The 16,859-nt window shown below is 35.0% G+C and carries 13 protein-coding genes; 2 read left to right on the top strand and 11 right to left on the bottom strand.

Annotated elements, in window-relative coordinates; all coding sequences use genetic code 11:
• Window positions 1–10 precede the first annotated feature (10 nt).
• Entirely contained in the window at window positions 11–3,151 is a 3,141-nt protein-coding gene (locus I5M07_RS11515; RefSeq protein WP_200106587.1) for a SusC/RagA family TonB-linked outer membrane protein, read from the bottom strand.
• Window positions 3,152–3,343: 192 nt separating this feature from the next.
• On the opposite strand from I5M07_RS11515, the gene I5M07_RS11510 reads away from it, so the two are divergent.
• Window positions 3,344–4,003: a ribonuclease HII gene (locus I5M07_RS11510; protein ID WP_200106586.1), complete on the top strand. Its 660-nt coding sequence runs from the start codon at window positions 3,344–3,346 to the stop codon at window positions 4,001–4,003.
• A 6-nt stretch (window positions 4,004–4,009) separates the two neighbouring features.
• Here the strand turns inward: I5M07_RS11510 and lipB are convergent, their stop codons facing one another.
• On the bottom strand, window positions 4,010–4,708 hold the full coding sequence (gene lipB / locus I5M07_RS11505) for a lipoyl(octanoyl) transferase LipB (RefSeq protein WP_200106585.1): 699 nt from the start codon (window positions 4,706–4,708) through the stop codon (window positions 4,010–4,012).
• Between the two features lie 9 nt (window positions 4,709–4,717).
• Window positions 4,718–5,467: a hypothetical protein gene (locus tag I5M07_RS11500; protein WP_200106584.1), complete on the bottom strand. Its 750-nt coding sequence runs from the start codon at window positions 5,465–5,467 to the stop codon at window positions 4,718–4,720.
• A 195-nt stretch (window positions 5,468–5,662) separates the two neighbouring features.
• On the opposite strand from I5M07_RS11500, the gene lysS reads away from it, so the two are divergent.
• A complete protein-coding gene (gene lysS, locus I5M07_RS11495) occupies window positions 5,663–7,363 on the top strand; it encodes a lysine--tRNA ligase (RefSeq protein WP_200106583.1) in 1,701 nt (566 codons plus the stop codon).
• Window positions 7,364–7,454: 91 nt separating this feature from the next.
• On the opposite strand, the gene I5M07_RS11490 is transcribed toward lysS, so the two are convergent.
• The 8 genes from I5M07_RS11490 to I5M07_RS11455 all read right to left on the bottom strand — a co-directional run bounded on the left by I5M07_RS11490 (window position 7,455) and on the right by I5M07_RS11455 (window position 16,492).
• On the bottom strand, window positions 7,455–9,062 hold the full coding sequence (locus tag I5M07_RS11490) for an LVIVD repeat-containing protein (protein WP_200106582.1): 1,608 nt from the start codon (window positions 9,060–9,062) through the stop codon (window positions 7,455–7,457).
• 226 nt (window positions 9,063–9,288) lie between these two features.
• Window positions 9,289–10,302, bottom strand: a complete 1,014-nt coding sequence (locus tag I5M07_RS11485; protein ID WP_200106581.1) for a 2-hydroxyacid dehydrogenase — start codon at window positions 10,300–10,302, stop codon at window positions 9,289–9,291.
• Between the two features lie 15 nt (window positions 10,303–10,317).
• Window positions 10,318–10,569: a DUF6755 family protein gene (locus tag I5M07_RS11480; RefSeq protein WP_200106580.1), complete on the bottom strand. Its 252-nt coding sequence runs from the start codon at window positions 10,567–10,569 to the stop codon at window positions 10,318–10,320.
• 16 nt (window positions 10,570–10,585) lie between these two features.
• Entirely contained in the window at window positions 10,586–11,104 is a 519-nt protein-coding gene (locus I5M07_RS11475) for a Rieske (2Fe-2S) protein (protein ID WP_200106579.1), read from the bottom strand.
• Window positions 11,105–11,114: 10 nt separating this feature from the next.
• Window positions 11,115–11,684 carry a 4Fe-4S dicluster domain-containing protein gene (locus I5M07_RS11470; RefSeq protein ID WP_200106578.1) on the bottom strand — a complete coding sequence of 190 codons (570 nt, stop codon included), beginning with the start codon at window positions 11,682–11,684 and terminating at the stop codon, window positions 11,115–11,117.
• A 17-nt stretch (window positions 11,685–11,701) separates the two neighbouring features.
• The gene (locus I5M07_RS11465; RefSeq protein WP_200106577.1) at window positions 11,702–13,918 is read right to left on the bottom strand and encodes a molybdopterin oxidoreductase family protein; all 2,217 of its coding nucleotides are present in this window, start codon (window positions 13,916–13,918) and stop codon (window positions 11,702–11,704) included.
• Window positions 13,919–13,956: 38 nt separating this feature from the next.
• Window positions 13,957–15,009, bottom strand: coding sequence for an MFS transporter (locus tag I5M07_RS11460; protein ID WP_233622045.1), 1,053 nt, complete (start codon window positions 15,007–15,009; stop codon window positions 13,957–13,959).
• A gap of 10 nt (window positions 15,010–15,019) precedes the next feature.
• Window positions 15,020–16,492, bottom strand: coding sequence for an MFS transporter (locus I5M07_RS11455; protein ID WP_200106576.1), 1,473 nt, complete (start codon window positions 16,490–16,492; stop codon window positions 15,020–15,022).
• Window positions 16,493–16,859 lie beyond the last annotated feature (367 nt).

Below are 16,859 nucleotides of genomic sequence, written 5' to 3'. Positions count from 1 at the left end.
AATATTTTAATTAAAAGTTTAAATTAAGTCCTAATGAAATTACTCTTGAAGGAGAAAATCTGTTTTGAGTAGTTCCATTAAAATTTTGAGTTGGATCCATTCCTTTTTTCTTGGTAAAAAGAATTAAATTTTCCCCATTAACAAAAAATCTCATACTATTAATTCCTAATTTATCTGTCAAATTATTTGGTAAATTATACGCTAAATTTGCTTGTCTAAAAGATAAATAATCTGAATCAATCAACCATCTATCAGAAGCAGCAGAATTTTGAGTTTCTCTATTCACATCTAATCTTGGCACATCAGTAATATCTCCTGGATTTTGCCATCTGTTTAAAATATCTGTACTCAATGCTGATCCATATTGATTACCAGAGTGCATTAAAGAAGCATAGTTAGTATCATATGTTAATCCACCTAACTGATAAGTAAACATCACACTTAATTCTAACCCAGCATATTTGAATGTATTAGTAAAGCTACCATACAAATCAGGTAAAGAAGAACCTGCGTAATGATACAAAGCTTTAGTATGATTTGTTGTAACATTTACGCCATTTACAACTCTCTGCTCAGCATCATTTGCAACAATTAAACTAGGATCTGAAACATATAATATGTATCCATCTGTTGGATCAACACCATACCAGTCTCTCAACCAATAATCATACATCGAACTTCCTACTTTTAACTTTTTAGAACCATTAATAATTTCTTCCTGAGGTAATGAAGTAATTTTATTATTAATAGTAGAAGCATTAACATTAAAATCCCATGAGAAATCTTTGGTTTTAACAAACATAGCATTAAGAGAAACTTCAATACCATCATTTTCCATGGACCCAATATTTTCAACTCTATTATCCAATCCTAGCGACAAAGGATTTGGCACATTAAAAATCAAACCGTCTGTTTTTCTATTGTAGTATTCAACAGTTCCACTAAATCTATTACTAAAAGTTGAAAATTCCAGAGCTAAATCGGCTTGAGTATTTTTTTCCCATTTCAAATTAGGTGCTCCAATACCATTTGCAACAATACCACCCTCAGATCCATTATCATAACCTAATGAATAAGTTGGTTGATAAACATAATAACTAAGTCCAGAATTACTTGTATGAGAATCATTACCCACTTCCCCAAAAGACCCACGTAATTTTAAATCATTTAACCAAGAACTGCTTGATAAAAATGACTCTTTTGAAATATTCCAAGCAGCACCTACTGACCAGAAATTTCCCCATCTATTTTCTTTAGCAAATTTTGAAGAACCATCTCTACGGAACGATGCCGATAAAATATATTTGCCTTCATAATCATAACCTAATCTAGAGAAATACGATTCTGTTGAATAATTTCTTGAATACGAATCTAAATTAGTAACTGTTACAAAATTTATAAATTCAGTATTATCATTAACTACCTGACCTCTTTTTGTACCTGTTAGATATGTTGTTTCATAATCAAAACTTTCATGACCAGCCAGAACTGACAAATTATGACTTCCAAATGCTTTTTCATATTCAAGAAGTTGATTAAAAGTCACACCTGTATATACGTAATCACTTTTTGATGCTCCTCCTATACCTGCTGCATCACCAATTAATTTATTAGTGTAAGTAGAGTTATTTATTGAGGTCTTATCAATTGCATAATTTGCTGTAAATTTAATATCTTTTAACAACTTAAATTCTGCAAAAGTTCTTGCAGATAAAACAATAGTTTTATCAATATCTTTATTATTTAAAGTTTCATAAACAATATTTCTACCTGTAGATGCTTGAGCCCCTCTAACAGTTGAATATATTTTTTCACCAGCACCATCTAACATAAAACTACCATCAGCATTATGATCGAAAACCGGATATATAGGTCCCATATAACGAATAGTTCTAAATGGATTATTAAAAGAACTTGTGTTATCAACTCCATTTACTGCTTGATTAGAATCAGATAATGCTCCAGATAAATTCAATCCTGTTCGAAACCATTCTTTAAATTTAGAATTTATATTAACTCTCGCTGTTGTTCTTTCATAATCAGAATTTTGAATAACACCTTCATCTTTCAAATTACTTATCGAAACAAAATAATTTGAAGTTTCACTTCTGCCTTGATAAGAAAAATCAGAACTTCTTCTTATTCCAGTTCTTGACAATTGTTTTTCCCAGTCTAAATCATCCGCATACAAAAGTTCCGCATTAGGATTTAATTTACCATCAACCCCAACAATCTGATTGTTTTGAACATTAAAAGGATTAACTACTAATAATGTAGCAACGTTATTGGTGGCATATAAATTAGCAGCGTCTAATTGAGCCTGAGTTCCCATTGGTCTACTATTACGAATAGCTTCCCACTCTAAAGGATAATACTGTGAAGCATTGACTCTACTATATTCAGGAATAGATCTACTTGATAAACCCTGACTTACATTTAAGGTAAACTTAGGTACTTCAGATTTACCAATTTTAGTTGTAATAATTACTACACCATTGGCGGCTTTAGAACCATATAATGATGTTGAAGCGGCATCTTTCAAAATACTCATACTCTCAACATCAGCACTATTAATTGCAGATATATCTCCTGTATAAGGTACCCCATCTACAATATACAATGGAGTATTAGATCCATTTATAGAACTAAATCCTCTAATTCTCACTGAAGGGGCAGATCCAGGTTGACCGGATGATGTTTGAATTTGTACCCCAGAAGTTGCTCCGTCTAAACCAGACAACACATTTGTTAAAGCTCTATCCTGCAATTTTTCCGAACTAATTGAAGCCACTGAACCTGTATTTGCTGATTTAGTAGTTTTTCCATAGGCAACCACTACAACCTCATCCATTTCATTAGAATCAGAAGTTAGTTGTACATTAATCGTACTAGACGAACCAACAACCATTGATAAATTGTTTTTCCCAACATAAGAAAAAACTAAAGTTTCGCCCTGTTTAGCATTAATAGTATAAGTACCATCAAAATCAGTTTGCGAACTTATTTTTGTCCCTTTAACAATAACATTTACGCCAGGAATCGGCCCTGTTTCATCGGAAACCACACCTTTAATCATTTTTTCTTGTGCGGAAACCAATTGCAATGACAATGCCACTAACAATGAAAAAATCCACTTGAATTTTAATCTCATATTAATTTAAATTTGAATTAGTAATGCTTCAAAAATCATAATTAATTCTTAACAAAGCAACACTAAAATTAAATTTATTTAACTTTTGCTTAACAAAGGCGTAAAAATATCAAATTGCTTATTTTTGCCCTTCATTTTATTTTTTTCATTTTTTTTTATTCTAAAAAAAACCGCTTTAACAAAACAAAAATTATGCTTTTACAAAATTATTCAGAATATACTTTAGAATGCGGGACCGATGAGGCCGGAAGAGGTTGCCTTGCTGGGCCTGTAACGGCAGCAGCAGTGATTTTGCCGAGTAATTTTAACCATATTTTGCTAAATGATAGCAAACAACTTCCTGAAAAAATACGAGAAAAATTGCGTCCTATAATAGAGAAAGAGTGTTTAACCTTTGCGGTAACACATCTAGAACCGCAAGAAATTGATGAAATCAATATTTTAAACGCTTCGATGAAGGGGATGCAGGAGTGTATTTTAAACCTGAATCCAAAACCTGAATTTGTAATAGTCGATGGAAATCGAAATATCAATGCTAAATTGGGGTTAAAAAATTCCGCTGGCAAACAGTTTTCGGATTACGAAATCGAATTATTAAAATCAATTCCAAATCAAAGTATTGTAAAAGGGGATTCTAAATACCTAAGTATTGCTGCCGCGTCGGTTTTAGCTAAAACGTATCGGGATGAATATATGAATCAAATTCACGAAGAATTTCCAATGTACAATTGGAAAAAAAACAAAGGATATCCAACGAAAGAACATCGCGAAGCTATCGAAAAATACGGGGTAACCAAATACCACCGTTTGAGTTTTCGTTTAGTGCCCGAACAATTGAAATTAGAAATTTAAAACCAACTAAATCATTTCGGCCTCAAACAATTTTGCCAAATGTTTGATGAGCTTTGATTTAACTTCCATTTCGTCTACTTTTTCAACTCCGAGTTCAACATGTAATGAGGTTACTGCTTTACCGCGAATGCCACACGGAATTATATTATCAAAATAGCCCAAATCGGTATTCACATTTAAAGCTAAACCGTGCATCGTTACCCAGCGCGAAGCCCTCACTCCCATAGCGCAAATTTTACGTGCAAATGGAGTTCCAGCATCAAGCCAAACGCCTGTTTCGCCTTCGCTTCTACCAGAAGTGATGCCATATTCCGAAAGAGTCATAATAATCGCTTCTTCTAAAAAACGGAGGTATTTGTGTATGTCGGTAAAAAAATTTTCTAAATCTAAAATGGGGTATCCTACAATTTGACCTGGTCCGTGATACGTAATATCTCCCCCTCGGTTGATTTTATAAAAAGTAGCACCTTTAGTTTCTAATTGTTTTTCGGATAACAATAAATTATCCAAATCGCCGCTTTTACCAAGCGTATAAACGTGTGGGTGCTCAACGAACAATAAATAATTCGGAGTAGGCAAATCCAATTCCTCTCTCCTGTTTTTAATTTTTAAGTCGATGATGTCTTTAAAAAGTACTTCTTGATATTCCCAAGTTGAGTTGTAATCTTGTTGCCCTAAATCTTGCAGTTGTATTTGTTTGTTCATGGCATTCATTTATTCAAATTCAACTATTAAATCTAGTTTTTCGGGATGTTCCATATAATCCGTAAAAGGATATTGAATGGTGAGCGATTTTTTATCTTCGCTAAAAAGAGCATTCGGATTTGATACTTTTTTTATGCGTTTAGGAAAATTATATTTTAAAACATAATTAGATGAGGCAAAAATCATTTTATTCATTCCTAAAGAATCTTGTTGTGCTTTGTTGTTTTCTTTAGGTAAAAGAGTTGCTTTTCGGCTAAAAGTTTTACCCGCATAGGAATAGGTAACATCCGAATTGTTCGAAAACATTCCGTTTCCTAAACCCATACTATCACCGCCTGATTTAGAATCAATTTTTTGTAAGGTTTGCAATGTTTTCATCACATCTTGCAATTCGCTTACACTTTTAAAGTCATTATTAAATTTCAATAAAAACACTTTATTTTCGGCATTCATTTTCATATTGACGACCACATTTTCTAACTTTTTAAGTTCCTGTTGCGTCGCGAGTGGTAACTTTGCAATACTGTCTTTTTTCTCAACAAATAATTGTTTAAAAGTAAACGTTGTATCAATATTTTTAGGTTGCTTTTCTCCCATACTCGCCGCTAATTGGTCTCCAGCCATCGACATTAAAGTAGCACCATCCATATCAACCGAATATTTTCCAGAGCCATTTTCGGCAATCGTCATGTTTTCTGTAAAAGTGCAACTTGTTAATGTAGTTAAAACAATTGCAATTAAAAATAAAAAGTTTTTCATAAGGAAGGTTTTATGCAAATATACTAAGACATTTTTAATGGTTTGCTGACAAAGACATTCTTTAAGCGAATTCAAGAATAAAGATGAATTAAAAAATTATAGATTGTTCTTTTAAAAAGTTTTGTTTTGAAACTTTGAAACGTTGCATCTTTACGACTTAAAAAGTATCTTTGCACACTTAAAAATCAGAATATAATGGCTTTATCAGAACAAGAAATCATCCGAAGAGAAAAACTTCAAAACTTACGCAACTTAGGAATAAATCCTTACCCGGCTAATCTTTTTCCTGTAAATCATACATCGAAACAGATAAAGGAAACTTTTGAGGAAGGTAAAAAAGTCATTGTTGCTGGACGTTTGATGAGTGTTCGTGATCAAGGGAAAGCATGTTTTGCTGAGTTACAAGATAGCGAAGGGCGTATTCAATTGTACGTAAATCGTGATGTTTTGTGTGAAGGTGACGATAAAACGTTGTACAATCAGGTTTTTAAAAAATTAACCGATTTAGGCGATTTTATTGGTATTGAAGGAGAATTGTTTACCACTCAAGTGGGTGCTAAATGTATTCGTGTAAGTGGCTTTACCTTTTTGAGCAAAACATTACGTCCGCTCCCGTTACCGAAAGTAGATGAGAATGGAAATGTTTTCGACGCTTTTACCGATGCCGAATTGCGCTACCGAATGCGTTACGTAGATTTAACCGTAAATCCGCAGGTGAAAGAAACCTTCATTAAACGTACGAAATTATTCAGCGCAATGCGAGAATATTTCAACAATGCAGGTTATCTTGAAGTGGACACTCCGGTTTTACAATCCATTCCCGGTGGTGCTTCGGCAAGACCGTTTATTACGCATCATAACTCATTGGACATTCCGCTTTACATGCGTATTGCAAATGAATTGTACTTAAAAAGATTAATTGTGGGTGGATTCGAAGGTGTTTATGAGTTCTCGAGAAACTTCCGTAACGAAGGAATGGACAGAACGCATAATCCTGAATTTACCGCAATGGAAATATATGTAGCTTATAAAGACTACAATTGGATGATGGATTTTGCAGAAGGTTTATTGGAGCATTGTGCTATTGCGGTAAACGGCACGAGCGAAGTTACTTTTGGTGAGCACAAAATTAGCTTTAAAGCACCATTTGCTCGCGTTACTATGACCGACTCTATCAAACATTTTACCGGATTTGATATTTCTGGAAAAACCGAACAAGAATTGTTTGAAGCTGCCAAAGGAATGGGAATTGAAGTTGACGAAACAATGGGTAAAGGAAAATTGATCGATGAAATTTTCGGAGCTAAATGTGAAGGAAATTACATTCAGCCAACTTTCATTACGGATTACCCAAAAGAAATGTCGCCGCTTTGTAAAGAACATCGTGACAATCCAGAATTAACAGAGCGTTTTGAATTGATGGTTTGCGGTAAAGAAATTGCCAATGCCTATTCAGAGTTAAACGATCCAATTGACCAAAGAGAGCGTTTTGAAGATCAAATGCGTTTGGCCGCAAAAGGTGATGACGAAGCAAACGGAATTATCGACGAAGATTTCTTAAGAGCTTTAGAATACGGGATGCCCCCAACTTCTGGAATGGGAATTGGAATGGATCGTTTGATTATGTATTTAACCAATAATGCATCTATTCAAGAAGTTTTATTGTTCCCGCAAATGCGTCCGGAAAAGAAAATTACAATCGAATTAACTGAAGACGAAAAGTTAATTGTAGAATTATTAAAAGCAGCAAACAACCAAGTTGAATTGCCTATATTAAAAGAAAAAGCAGGATTAAGCGGTAAGAAATGGGATGCTTCTATGAAAAACTTAGCCAAAAACGGTTTAACAAAAGTAGTTGTTGCTGGTGACGCAAAAATGGTTGAATTGATTGGATAACCCAAAAAAATATACGCAAACAAAAAGGGAGCTTCTGTTTAGAAACTCCCTTTTTTTATTTGACTAAATCAGGTTTTAAATCCTAATTTATTTATTTCAATTTATTCATGGTATCGGTATAACTTCCGGTGATAGTTACACCAGAATTTTTGTAAACGGTACCGTAAATGGTAATACTTGAACCCGATGCAAATTCAATTTTAGCACCACTGTTTAGCACTAAATTACCATACACGACAACGTCGCCATCTACTTTCAAAGTTCCATTAACGTTAAATGACAAATACGGATTGTTTGTATTTCCTTGAGCTAAAGCACCTTTAATAGTAAACACTCCACCACTATTAATATTAATTCCTTGACTTACCGATAAAGAACCACAGAAAGTCAAATTTTGATTGACATTAATCCCTTGTAAAGAAGCACTTCCTTTGTAGCTTAAATTTTCACCCGAATTCACATTCAACCAATCACCACCACTGTAAGTAGCAAAGCTAGTACAATCAATAGAAGCGTTTAATTTTTTAATAATTTTCAATCCACCTTTTCCGGTAGCTACAAAAATATAGTCGCCTACACTTTTTACATAATTAGAAGAATCTCCTAAAAAAATACTCCCTAAAGCTACTAAAATACCATTTGATTTTTTGTAAACCGCAACACCAGCTGCACCGTTCGCCACATACACATAATCGCCATTAACTGATACCGCATTGGTCACAATATCTTCTTGATCTATAGTACCTGAAGCGTTTGGCAAAGTAAGCGTTTGCAATAAACCTCCAGCCGCATCAAACACTTTTAATCCGCTATAACCACTCGCTACCATAATAGTGCTATCTTGAAAATCTATTGTTCTTTTAGCATCAGCAACATCCGTTGAAGTTTTAATAGTAGATACTAGTGCCATCGAATCGGCATTGTAAATTTTCAGTCCTTCAGTACCACTTAAAACAACTATTTTATTATCAATATAACCCAAAGCACGTAAATCATCTACCGGAATTTGAGTTTGTATTTCGTTGGTTGTTTTATTCAATTTAGCTAAAACACCATCGCTTCCTGAAACTGCAAAATAGTTTGAATTGGTTACAGCAACTCCAGTAGCCACTTGACCTTTTAAAGAAACTAAAGAATAATCTTTTGACAATAATCCATTTTGAAGTGTCATTTTAGCCACAAAAGCAGGAGAAGTCAACTCCGGATTTTCATCAACATTGCTAGCTCCAGTTAGATATAAAATACCATTATTATAAACAGCAGTATTAATATCTGTATTCGGCAAAATAGCCTGAATAACTAAAGTGGGATTATTAGGTTGCGAAATATCAATAACATCAATTCCTCCCAAATAGGTTTCACCTTGTGTATTATAGGTAACATAAACATAATTTCCGTTAACCTCAACATGTGTAGCGGTTAAAGTATTTCCCTCGTAAAGGGGTGGTGCTACTTCTGCCAATAATGACATCGGAAAAGCTTCATTCGTAGTTGCAGTTGATTTAGAAGTTAAAGCAGTTGTAGTTAATTGTATTACACCCGAATCGGAATAATCCATTCGTTTTGATAACACGTTACTGTCTGTATTTAAAACTACTTTAGAAGTTTCGCTTGGACTTACATCAGAAATATCATCTGATTGACAACTTTGAAAAAGGGCTGCAAATGCCAAAAAAGAGACAAGAAGATTTTTTTTCATTTTTAAATTTGAAATTTGAGACTGCAAAAGTAATACAAAAAAAACAGATTAAAAACAACGTTATCAAGGTTTAACACGCTTAAAAACAACTTTTAACAGTATTGCATTAAAAACAATCTATTCAAACATAATTTAACAAAAATAAATCTATTTGTTATTAATTTCATAGAAAATTAAACTAGCTATCTATTCCTTTATTATTCTTTATATAAAAGAAAAACATGTGTTAAGCCATTTGAGCTAGTGTATTTTTTAATTTTTTACCCATAAGTAATTCTTGTATATTACCTAAAGTAACTTCGGCAATTTGGGTTAAAGCTTCGTTGGTAAAGAAAGCCTGATGTGCCGTTACCAAAACATTTGGAAAGCTCATTAATCGCTGAATAGCATCATCTTGAATGATATTTTCAGATAAATCTCGGAAAAACAATTTCTCTTCTTGCTCATACACATCGATTCCTAAATAGCCCACTTTTCCATTTTTTAAAGCCTCTATGATGTCAGCAGTATCAATAAGAGCACCACGGCTAGTATTAATTATCATTACATTATCTTTCATCTGAGACAACGAATCTTTATTAATTATATGATAAGTATGTTCATTTAATGGACAATGGAGGGAAATTACATTACTTTCTTTAAATAGCGTTTGCAGATCAACAAATTCAACTCCATCCGCTTCCATTTCTGGGTCTTTTACAATATCAAAAGCAAGAATTTTGCAACCAAAACCTTTCACTATTTTGGAAAACGCTTTCCCAATATTTCCAGTTCCGATAATACCAAAAGTTTTACCGTACAAATCAAAACCTAACAATCCGTTTAAAGCAAAATTTTGCTCCCTAACACGATTATACGCTTTGTGAATTTTCCTGTTTAAGGTTAAAACCATTGCCATGGCGTGTTCCGCAACCGCTTCTGGCGAATAAGCGGGCACTCTACAAACTTGAATACCAAACTTTTTAGCCGCTTCCAAATCAACGTTGTTAAAACCAGCACAACGTAATGCGATAATTTTTATTCCTCTATCCGCAAGTAGTTCAATGACTTCACTATTTACTACATCATTAACAAACACACATACTATCGTAGCATTTTGTATCAAATTAACCGTGCGTAAATTCAATTGTGTTTCAAAAAACTCTAGATCGAAACCAAATTCTGTGTTGTACTTTTCAAAGAAAGTTTTATCATACGGTTGGGTCGAAAAAAACGCTATTTTAGTTGTTGCTGAATTCATAACTGTATTTTTTAATTATTTGTATCGGGTGAAATTTCCGCTTGGCAAATAATACAACCATCCAAATCCAATAAAAAAGAGCACTACAGAAGCAATAAAAGCGGGAATTAAAATTTCGGTATTGTTATCCAATGCATTATTTAATGCAGTGTATAACAGCCAAATCTGTATGCTTACATTTAAAATTTGTACAAAAATTAATGTTGACAAAATAACGCTTAATTTTCCTGGGCTGGCACTATTTTGACTTTTTCTAAAGGTACTCATAATTGAAATTGTTTCATTATACTTCGCGTTCTTTTACTTTTATAAAAGCTTTCACATAGACATGTTCTTCTTTAAAAATCACCTCCAAACGAGGCAAATCTCTTGGCGGTGGACCAGCTAAAACCTCTCCCGTATTAGCATCAAAAGAACCTTCATGACAAGGACAATGAATAATTCCGCTACCCGGTTTATAAAAAACCGAACACGATAAATGTGTACATTTTTGTTCGTAGGCTCTAAATTCGCCGTTCTCCAAATGTATTAAAATATACGGAATCGTACTTCCTTCGAGTACAAATCCTCGGGTACCACCCACGGGTACTTCGTTTTTTTTACAAATATAATGTTCACCCTGTACTTCTTCTTTTGGTAAAAGATAGGCTTTTGCTGCAACCAACCCGCTACCAACCATTAAGCCTCCCGAAACCAATGTTAAGAATTTAGCAAAATCCCTTCGGTTAATTTGAGTAGCTTGTGGCTTTTCGTACGGGAAATCTTTTTTCCAATTTTCTTTCAGATTATCTTCTTTTTTCATCTGGCAATTTTTAAAAAATTCGCAATTCTTTGCTTCCTTTTGGCATCATGATATTGACTTTGGTATTGACCACTTCTTTACCAAAAATAAAGGAATTAACCGCAGTACTATTTGGTCGCATTTCTTCGATTTCTTCTTTTGTACCGTAAAACAAAGCGCCACTTGGGCAAACTGTTGCACACATCGGCTTTTTACCCACACTCGTTCTGTCGTAACACATGGTGCATTTCATCATCAAGTCGAATGATTCTTCTTTTTTTGGTACGCCAAAAGGACAAGCCATCACGCAATTGGAACATCCAATACAACGCTCAGTATTCGCGGTATGCACAATTCCAAATTCATCTTGAGAAATAGCATCGGCCGGACAAACATTCGCACAAACTGGATCTTCGCAATGCATGCAAACTTGCACTGTGGTTTGTACTGTGGTAGCACGATCCACATAATTAACATGTATCATGGTTTCTTGTCCGTTGGTTTCGCATTCGGCACAGGCCATTTCACAAGCTTTACAGCCAATGCAACGTTGCATATCTACAAAAAACTCTTCGTGTCGATTAAAATTGGTATAATTCATTTTTTTACTATACTAAATTAAGTACTAGCGTAAGCAGTTGATTCGCTACTAGCAGGGGCAATTTCTCTAAGGGGTTCTAATTTACAGGCGCAAACTTTAAATTCGGGTATTTTAGAAATAGGGTCTAACGTACCCGGAGTTAACTGATTGGCCGATTTTACACCCGACCAGTGATACGGAATAAAAACCGTATCCTCACGAATGGTTTCGACGATATTGGCCGGAAAAATGCCTTCGCCCCGACGGGTAGAAACGCGAACCAACTCTCTTTGCTGAATTCCGTATTCTTTAGCTAAATTGGGATGAATTTCGACTAAAGGTTCCGGAAACTGATCCACTAATTTACCAATTCTTCGGGTTTGGGTTCCGCTTAAATATTGCGAAACCACGCGACCCGTAGTTAAGGTTATCGGATATTGCTCATCGGTTACTTCACCTGGCAATTTATATGGCGCCGGATTAAAATGCGCTTTCCCATCGGGTGTTTTAAATTTTTTATCTTCCCATAATCGTGGCGTTCCGGGATGATCTTCGGTTGGGCAAGGCCAAAACACGCCCATTTCATCTTCGACTCTTTTATAAGTAATGCCGTTGTAGTCGGCAGTCCCTCCTTTTGAAGCCACACGCAATTCATTAAAAATAGCTTCACTATTTTCAAAATTAAATCGCTTTTGCTCACCTAAACGTTTAGCCAAATCCAAAATAATCGAAGTATCTGTACGTGCATCTCCCGGTGGCGTAACCGCTTGTCGAATACGAATTACACGGCCTTCGGCAGAAGTAGTGGTACCTTCTTCCTCTTCTTGTAAAGAACCCGGCAAAATAATATCGGCATGCCTTGCTGTTTCATTTAAAAAGAAATCGATGCACACATAAAATTCTAATTTCTCTAAAGCGGCTCTTACATAATTACTATTGGGTAACGAAACCAAGGGATTAAAACAAATGGATATCAATCCTCTTATTTCGCCACGATGAATTGCTTCGATAATTTCGTAAGCAGAAAGTCCTTTTCCGGGTAAATCTTTTTCATTAATCCCCCAAACATCGGCAATGTATTTTCGATGTTCCGGATTTTCAATATCCCTATTTCCTGGCAATTGGTCGCATTTATGGCCATGTTCGCGTCCACCTTGTCCATTTCCTTGTCCGGTAATCGTGCCATATCCACAATAAGGCTTTCCGATTCGGCCAGTGGCTAACACTAAATTGATACACCCCAAAACATTATCAACTCCTTTAGAGTGATGTTCGATACCACGAGCGTGCAGTAAAAAACTAGTCTTGGCTTTCCCCCACAATTCGGCAGCAGCTTGGATTTTTTCTTTTTTAATTCCGGTAATTTCTTCTGCCCATTCTAAGGTATAATCCTTAACAGCATCAATCGTTTCCTGAAAACCCGAAGTGTAATTATCTATAAAATCATGATCCAACATATCATGGTCAACTAGATATTTTAGCATAGCACCGTAAAGAGCAGAATCGGTTCCTGGTTTCACATCCAAATGCAAATCGGCGGTACGCGCTAAAGGAATATTTCGAGGATCAATCACTATCAATTTGGCACCACGATCGCGTGCTTTCCAAATCCAATGGGTCAGCGTTGGAAAGGTTTCGCTAATATTAGCTCCAGCAACAATAATTACCTCAGCATATTCTAAATCCGAATAATTATTAGAAGCCCTATCTAACCCAAAAGCCTTTTTATTTCCAGCTCCTGCGCTCACCATACACAAACGACCGTTATAATCTAAGTTTTTTGTTTTTAAAGCCACACGGGCAAACTTACCGACCAAATAACTTTTTTCATTAGTTAACGAAACGCCCGAGAGCATCGCAAAGGCATCATTCCCGTATTTGAGTTGAATACGACTTATTTCGGTTACTACTTTATTCATGGATTCGTCCCACGAGGTTGGTACAAAACCTTGTCCTTCGACTCTTTTGAGTGGCGTTAACAAACGATCGGGATGATTATTTTGCAAGTAACGTTGAACCCCTTTAGGACAAAGCCTTCCTTCATTAAAAGGAAATTCCATCCAAGGATCAAAACCCACTACTTTATTTTCTTTGACTAATAATTTAATTCCGCATTGCATCCCACAAAAGCAGCAATGGGTTTCTACCACTTTATCGGGTTCATCTCTTCCTTCAAAACCTTCTTTTGGACTGTAATTTTTATGAGGCCCAAATAGTTTTACAATATTTTCTGCTGAAACTGGTAATTTTGCCATTTTTATTTTTTTTAGTGAAACACTAAAGCTTTTTTCTTTTAACCGAATAAATTTCCGCCTTCTTGTCTGGCTTTCAAATGCGCTTGTGCTAATCGAGATCGTTTGCCTTCGGGACTTAAATCCAAGTGTGATGTACCATCTTCTCTATCGAAATCAAAACCCAATTCACGAGTTAATTCTTTTAAATCATCTACATGCAATTGCGTTGTAAATTCGGCACCAGTATGCTCGCAAACAGCCATACCTCTTTGAACCCCTTCTCTTTTATAAATATGTGCCGCTATTTGTGCCGGACGTTGAATAATATGAAAAAATTTACCAAACGGAATCCAAATCAAAAACATAATAACGGTTACGGCATGTAAAACCGCCATAAAATCGAAAGCAAAACCTTTCATGAATTGATAAGAATAGGTTAAGAAAAGGCCGGTTACCGAAATAGCAATTAAAAGAATTAAGGGCAACAAATCACCTTCAAAAGTTTGGGTTGCAATCAAACCCGGATTGGTTAAGCGTCTTCTTAAATAATAAACCGAACCAATAATAACCAACCATGACGACCAATTTAAGGCATGAAACGTAAGAAAGGCAATTAACGAACCTAATTCAAAATCGAATACTTTAAAACCAAAAAAATGGGCTTCATAAACAGAAATAGAACCGGGCGCTAAAGTAAAATGGATCCAACCAAATGTAAGCGGAAATGTAATTGCAAAGGCCGACATACAACCTAAGGCAATACAAAAATGCGCCACCCATCGGTACTGGCTTCTGGGATAAATAAATCTTTGTAAAGCAATATTATTGACTGTTTCTTTACTTAAAAACCAAAAATGTGAAAATACTTTTCCTTTAAATAAAAATTGCATACTTCTTTTGAAATACAACCAAGTAGGCGGTCTTTGTAACCAAACTGAATAGCGGTACACAATTCCGAAAAAAGCAAACACGGTTCCGAATAAATAGGTAATTAAAGCCGCATCAAAATTTTGCAATTTACGCGAACCGTAAAAAACACTTGCCACCATGATAGCCGAAAGTCCACTCGCTATTAATAATGCTTTCCTGTTAAAGGTTCTACTCTTTTTCATTCTTATAATTTTATTCTTTTCTATCGATATCTTTTGCATAATCAGGTAAACGTTCGTGGGTCATTTTCACGATAACACGATGCATCCAAATCAAACAAATTAATGAGAGTATTAAAATAAACATCCACGAACTGGTCCAAAACCCAGTAAACGAAAGTAAATATCCAAATACTATCGGCCCTATAAAACCACCTAGTCCTCCAATCATACCCACCATTCCTCCTATTACCCCCACTTCATTCGGGAAATATTCTGGAATATGCTTGTAAACAGCTGCAGAGCCTATCCCCCAACAAGCACCAATTAAGATTACCAAAACCAAATAAACCCACATATTGGCTTCAAAATGAATTTGGGTAATACCATCAGCAATCAATTCTTTTTTCTGAATTTGCTGATTCACTTCAACTACCGCCTCTTGCCATGTTTTTTTTGATGGAAAATAGGCGTTGTATTTGGCATCTTTATCAAATGGCTTCAAAGGGTATACTTTTTCGTCAACTACAATTTTTTCTTTCGAAACTGTAGTAACTATTCCCGCTTTACTTGCCATCAAACCGCTTCCGGCTGTGGTAATGTTCATTTTAGGAAAAAGCAGCAAAAAACTTAAGACCACCGAACTACTCAACACCCAATACATCACTTTTCGAGCTCCGAATTTATCTGATAAATAACCCCCAAACGCCCGAATAATTCCAGCAGGCAAACTAAAACATGTAGTGAACAATCCTCCTAAAATTAATGAGGTATGATACACATTCATGAAATTAGGTAGCAACCATTGCGAAAACGAAACAAAGGAACCAAATACTAAAAAGTAATAAGTCCCGAATCGCCAAACACGAACACGCTTTAAGGGTTGCAACAATTCTTTAACCGACTTAGATTCTCCTTCAACTTTTTTTGTTTTCGAAAAAATGATAAAAACAATACCCATTAAAAGCAGCGCAGCACCGTATAAAATAGGCAGCCATTTCCAACCATTTTCAGGATCCGATTCGGAAAAACGTGCTAAAAGCGTGGGCGCTATAAAAGGCGTTACCGAAGCACCCGCTGTTCCCATTCCAAAAATCCCTAATGCTCTTCCTTGCCATTCTTTCGGATACCATAATGAGGTATAAGCAACGCCCACGGCAAAACTTGTTCCAACCATTCCGAAGCAAAAACTCAACAAAGCAAACATAAAATAGTTAGTTGCCAATGGCAATAAAAACAAAGGAATAGATGCCAAAATCAACAATGCCGAATAGACTATTCTCCCCCCGAATTTATCGGTTAAAATCCCCATTGGAAAACGCATTACCGAGCCTGTTAAAACCGGAATACCCAATAACCAACCAATTTGAACCACACTCCAATCAAAAATACCTTTGTCTACTAAAAATGTAACCAATACGCCGTTGAGTGTCCAACAGGCAAAACAAATAGCAAAAGCTAAAGTGTTTAAAAACAATATACGATGCGAAAGGGATTGTTGCGACATACTTATTATTTTAAAAAAGCACTTATCTATTCATAATAAGCACTTTATAATTACAACTTCAAAAAATACAGTCTTTAAAGTTATGAAAAAATGTAACACAATTCATATTAAATCCTTTTCACAATTATTCAACGTGTCGTTAGTCATAATTTATTGCGGGTAAAAGTAAACAAAAGAATACTAAGTAACAATACTTACGTATTTTTACATACACAAAAACAAAAAAATATGTTAGATTATTTCAAACTAAAGCATAAAATACTCTAAAACAATAAAATAAAAGCATAAAAAAATACCCTAAAAAATTTTTCACAATTCTATTAGGGTATTTACATACTTTATAAGTACTATTTACTACTTCTATTTT

This window comes from Flavobacterium agrisoli, from assembly GCF_016522065.1.
Classification (GTDB): domain Bacteria; phylum Bacteroidota; class Bacteroidia; order Flavobacteriales; family Flavobacteriaceae; genus Flavobacterium; species Flavobacterium agrisoli.
Note: the sequence above shows the minus strand (reverse complement) of the source record. Positions and strands in the feature narration are given on the sequence as shown.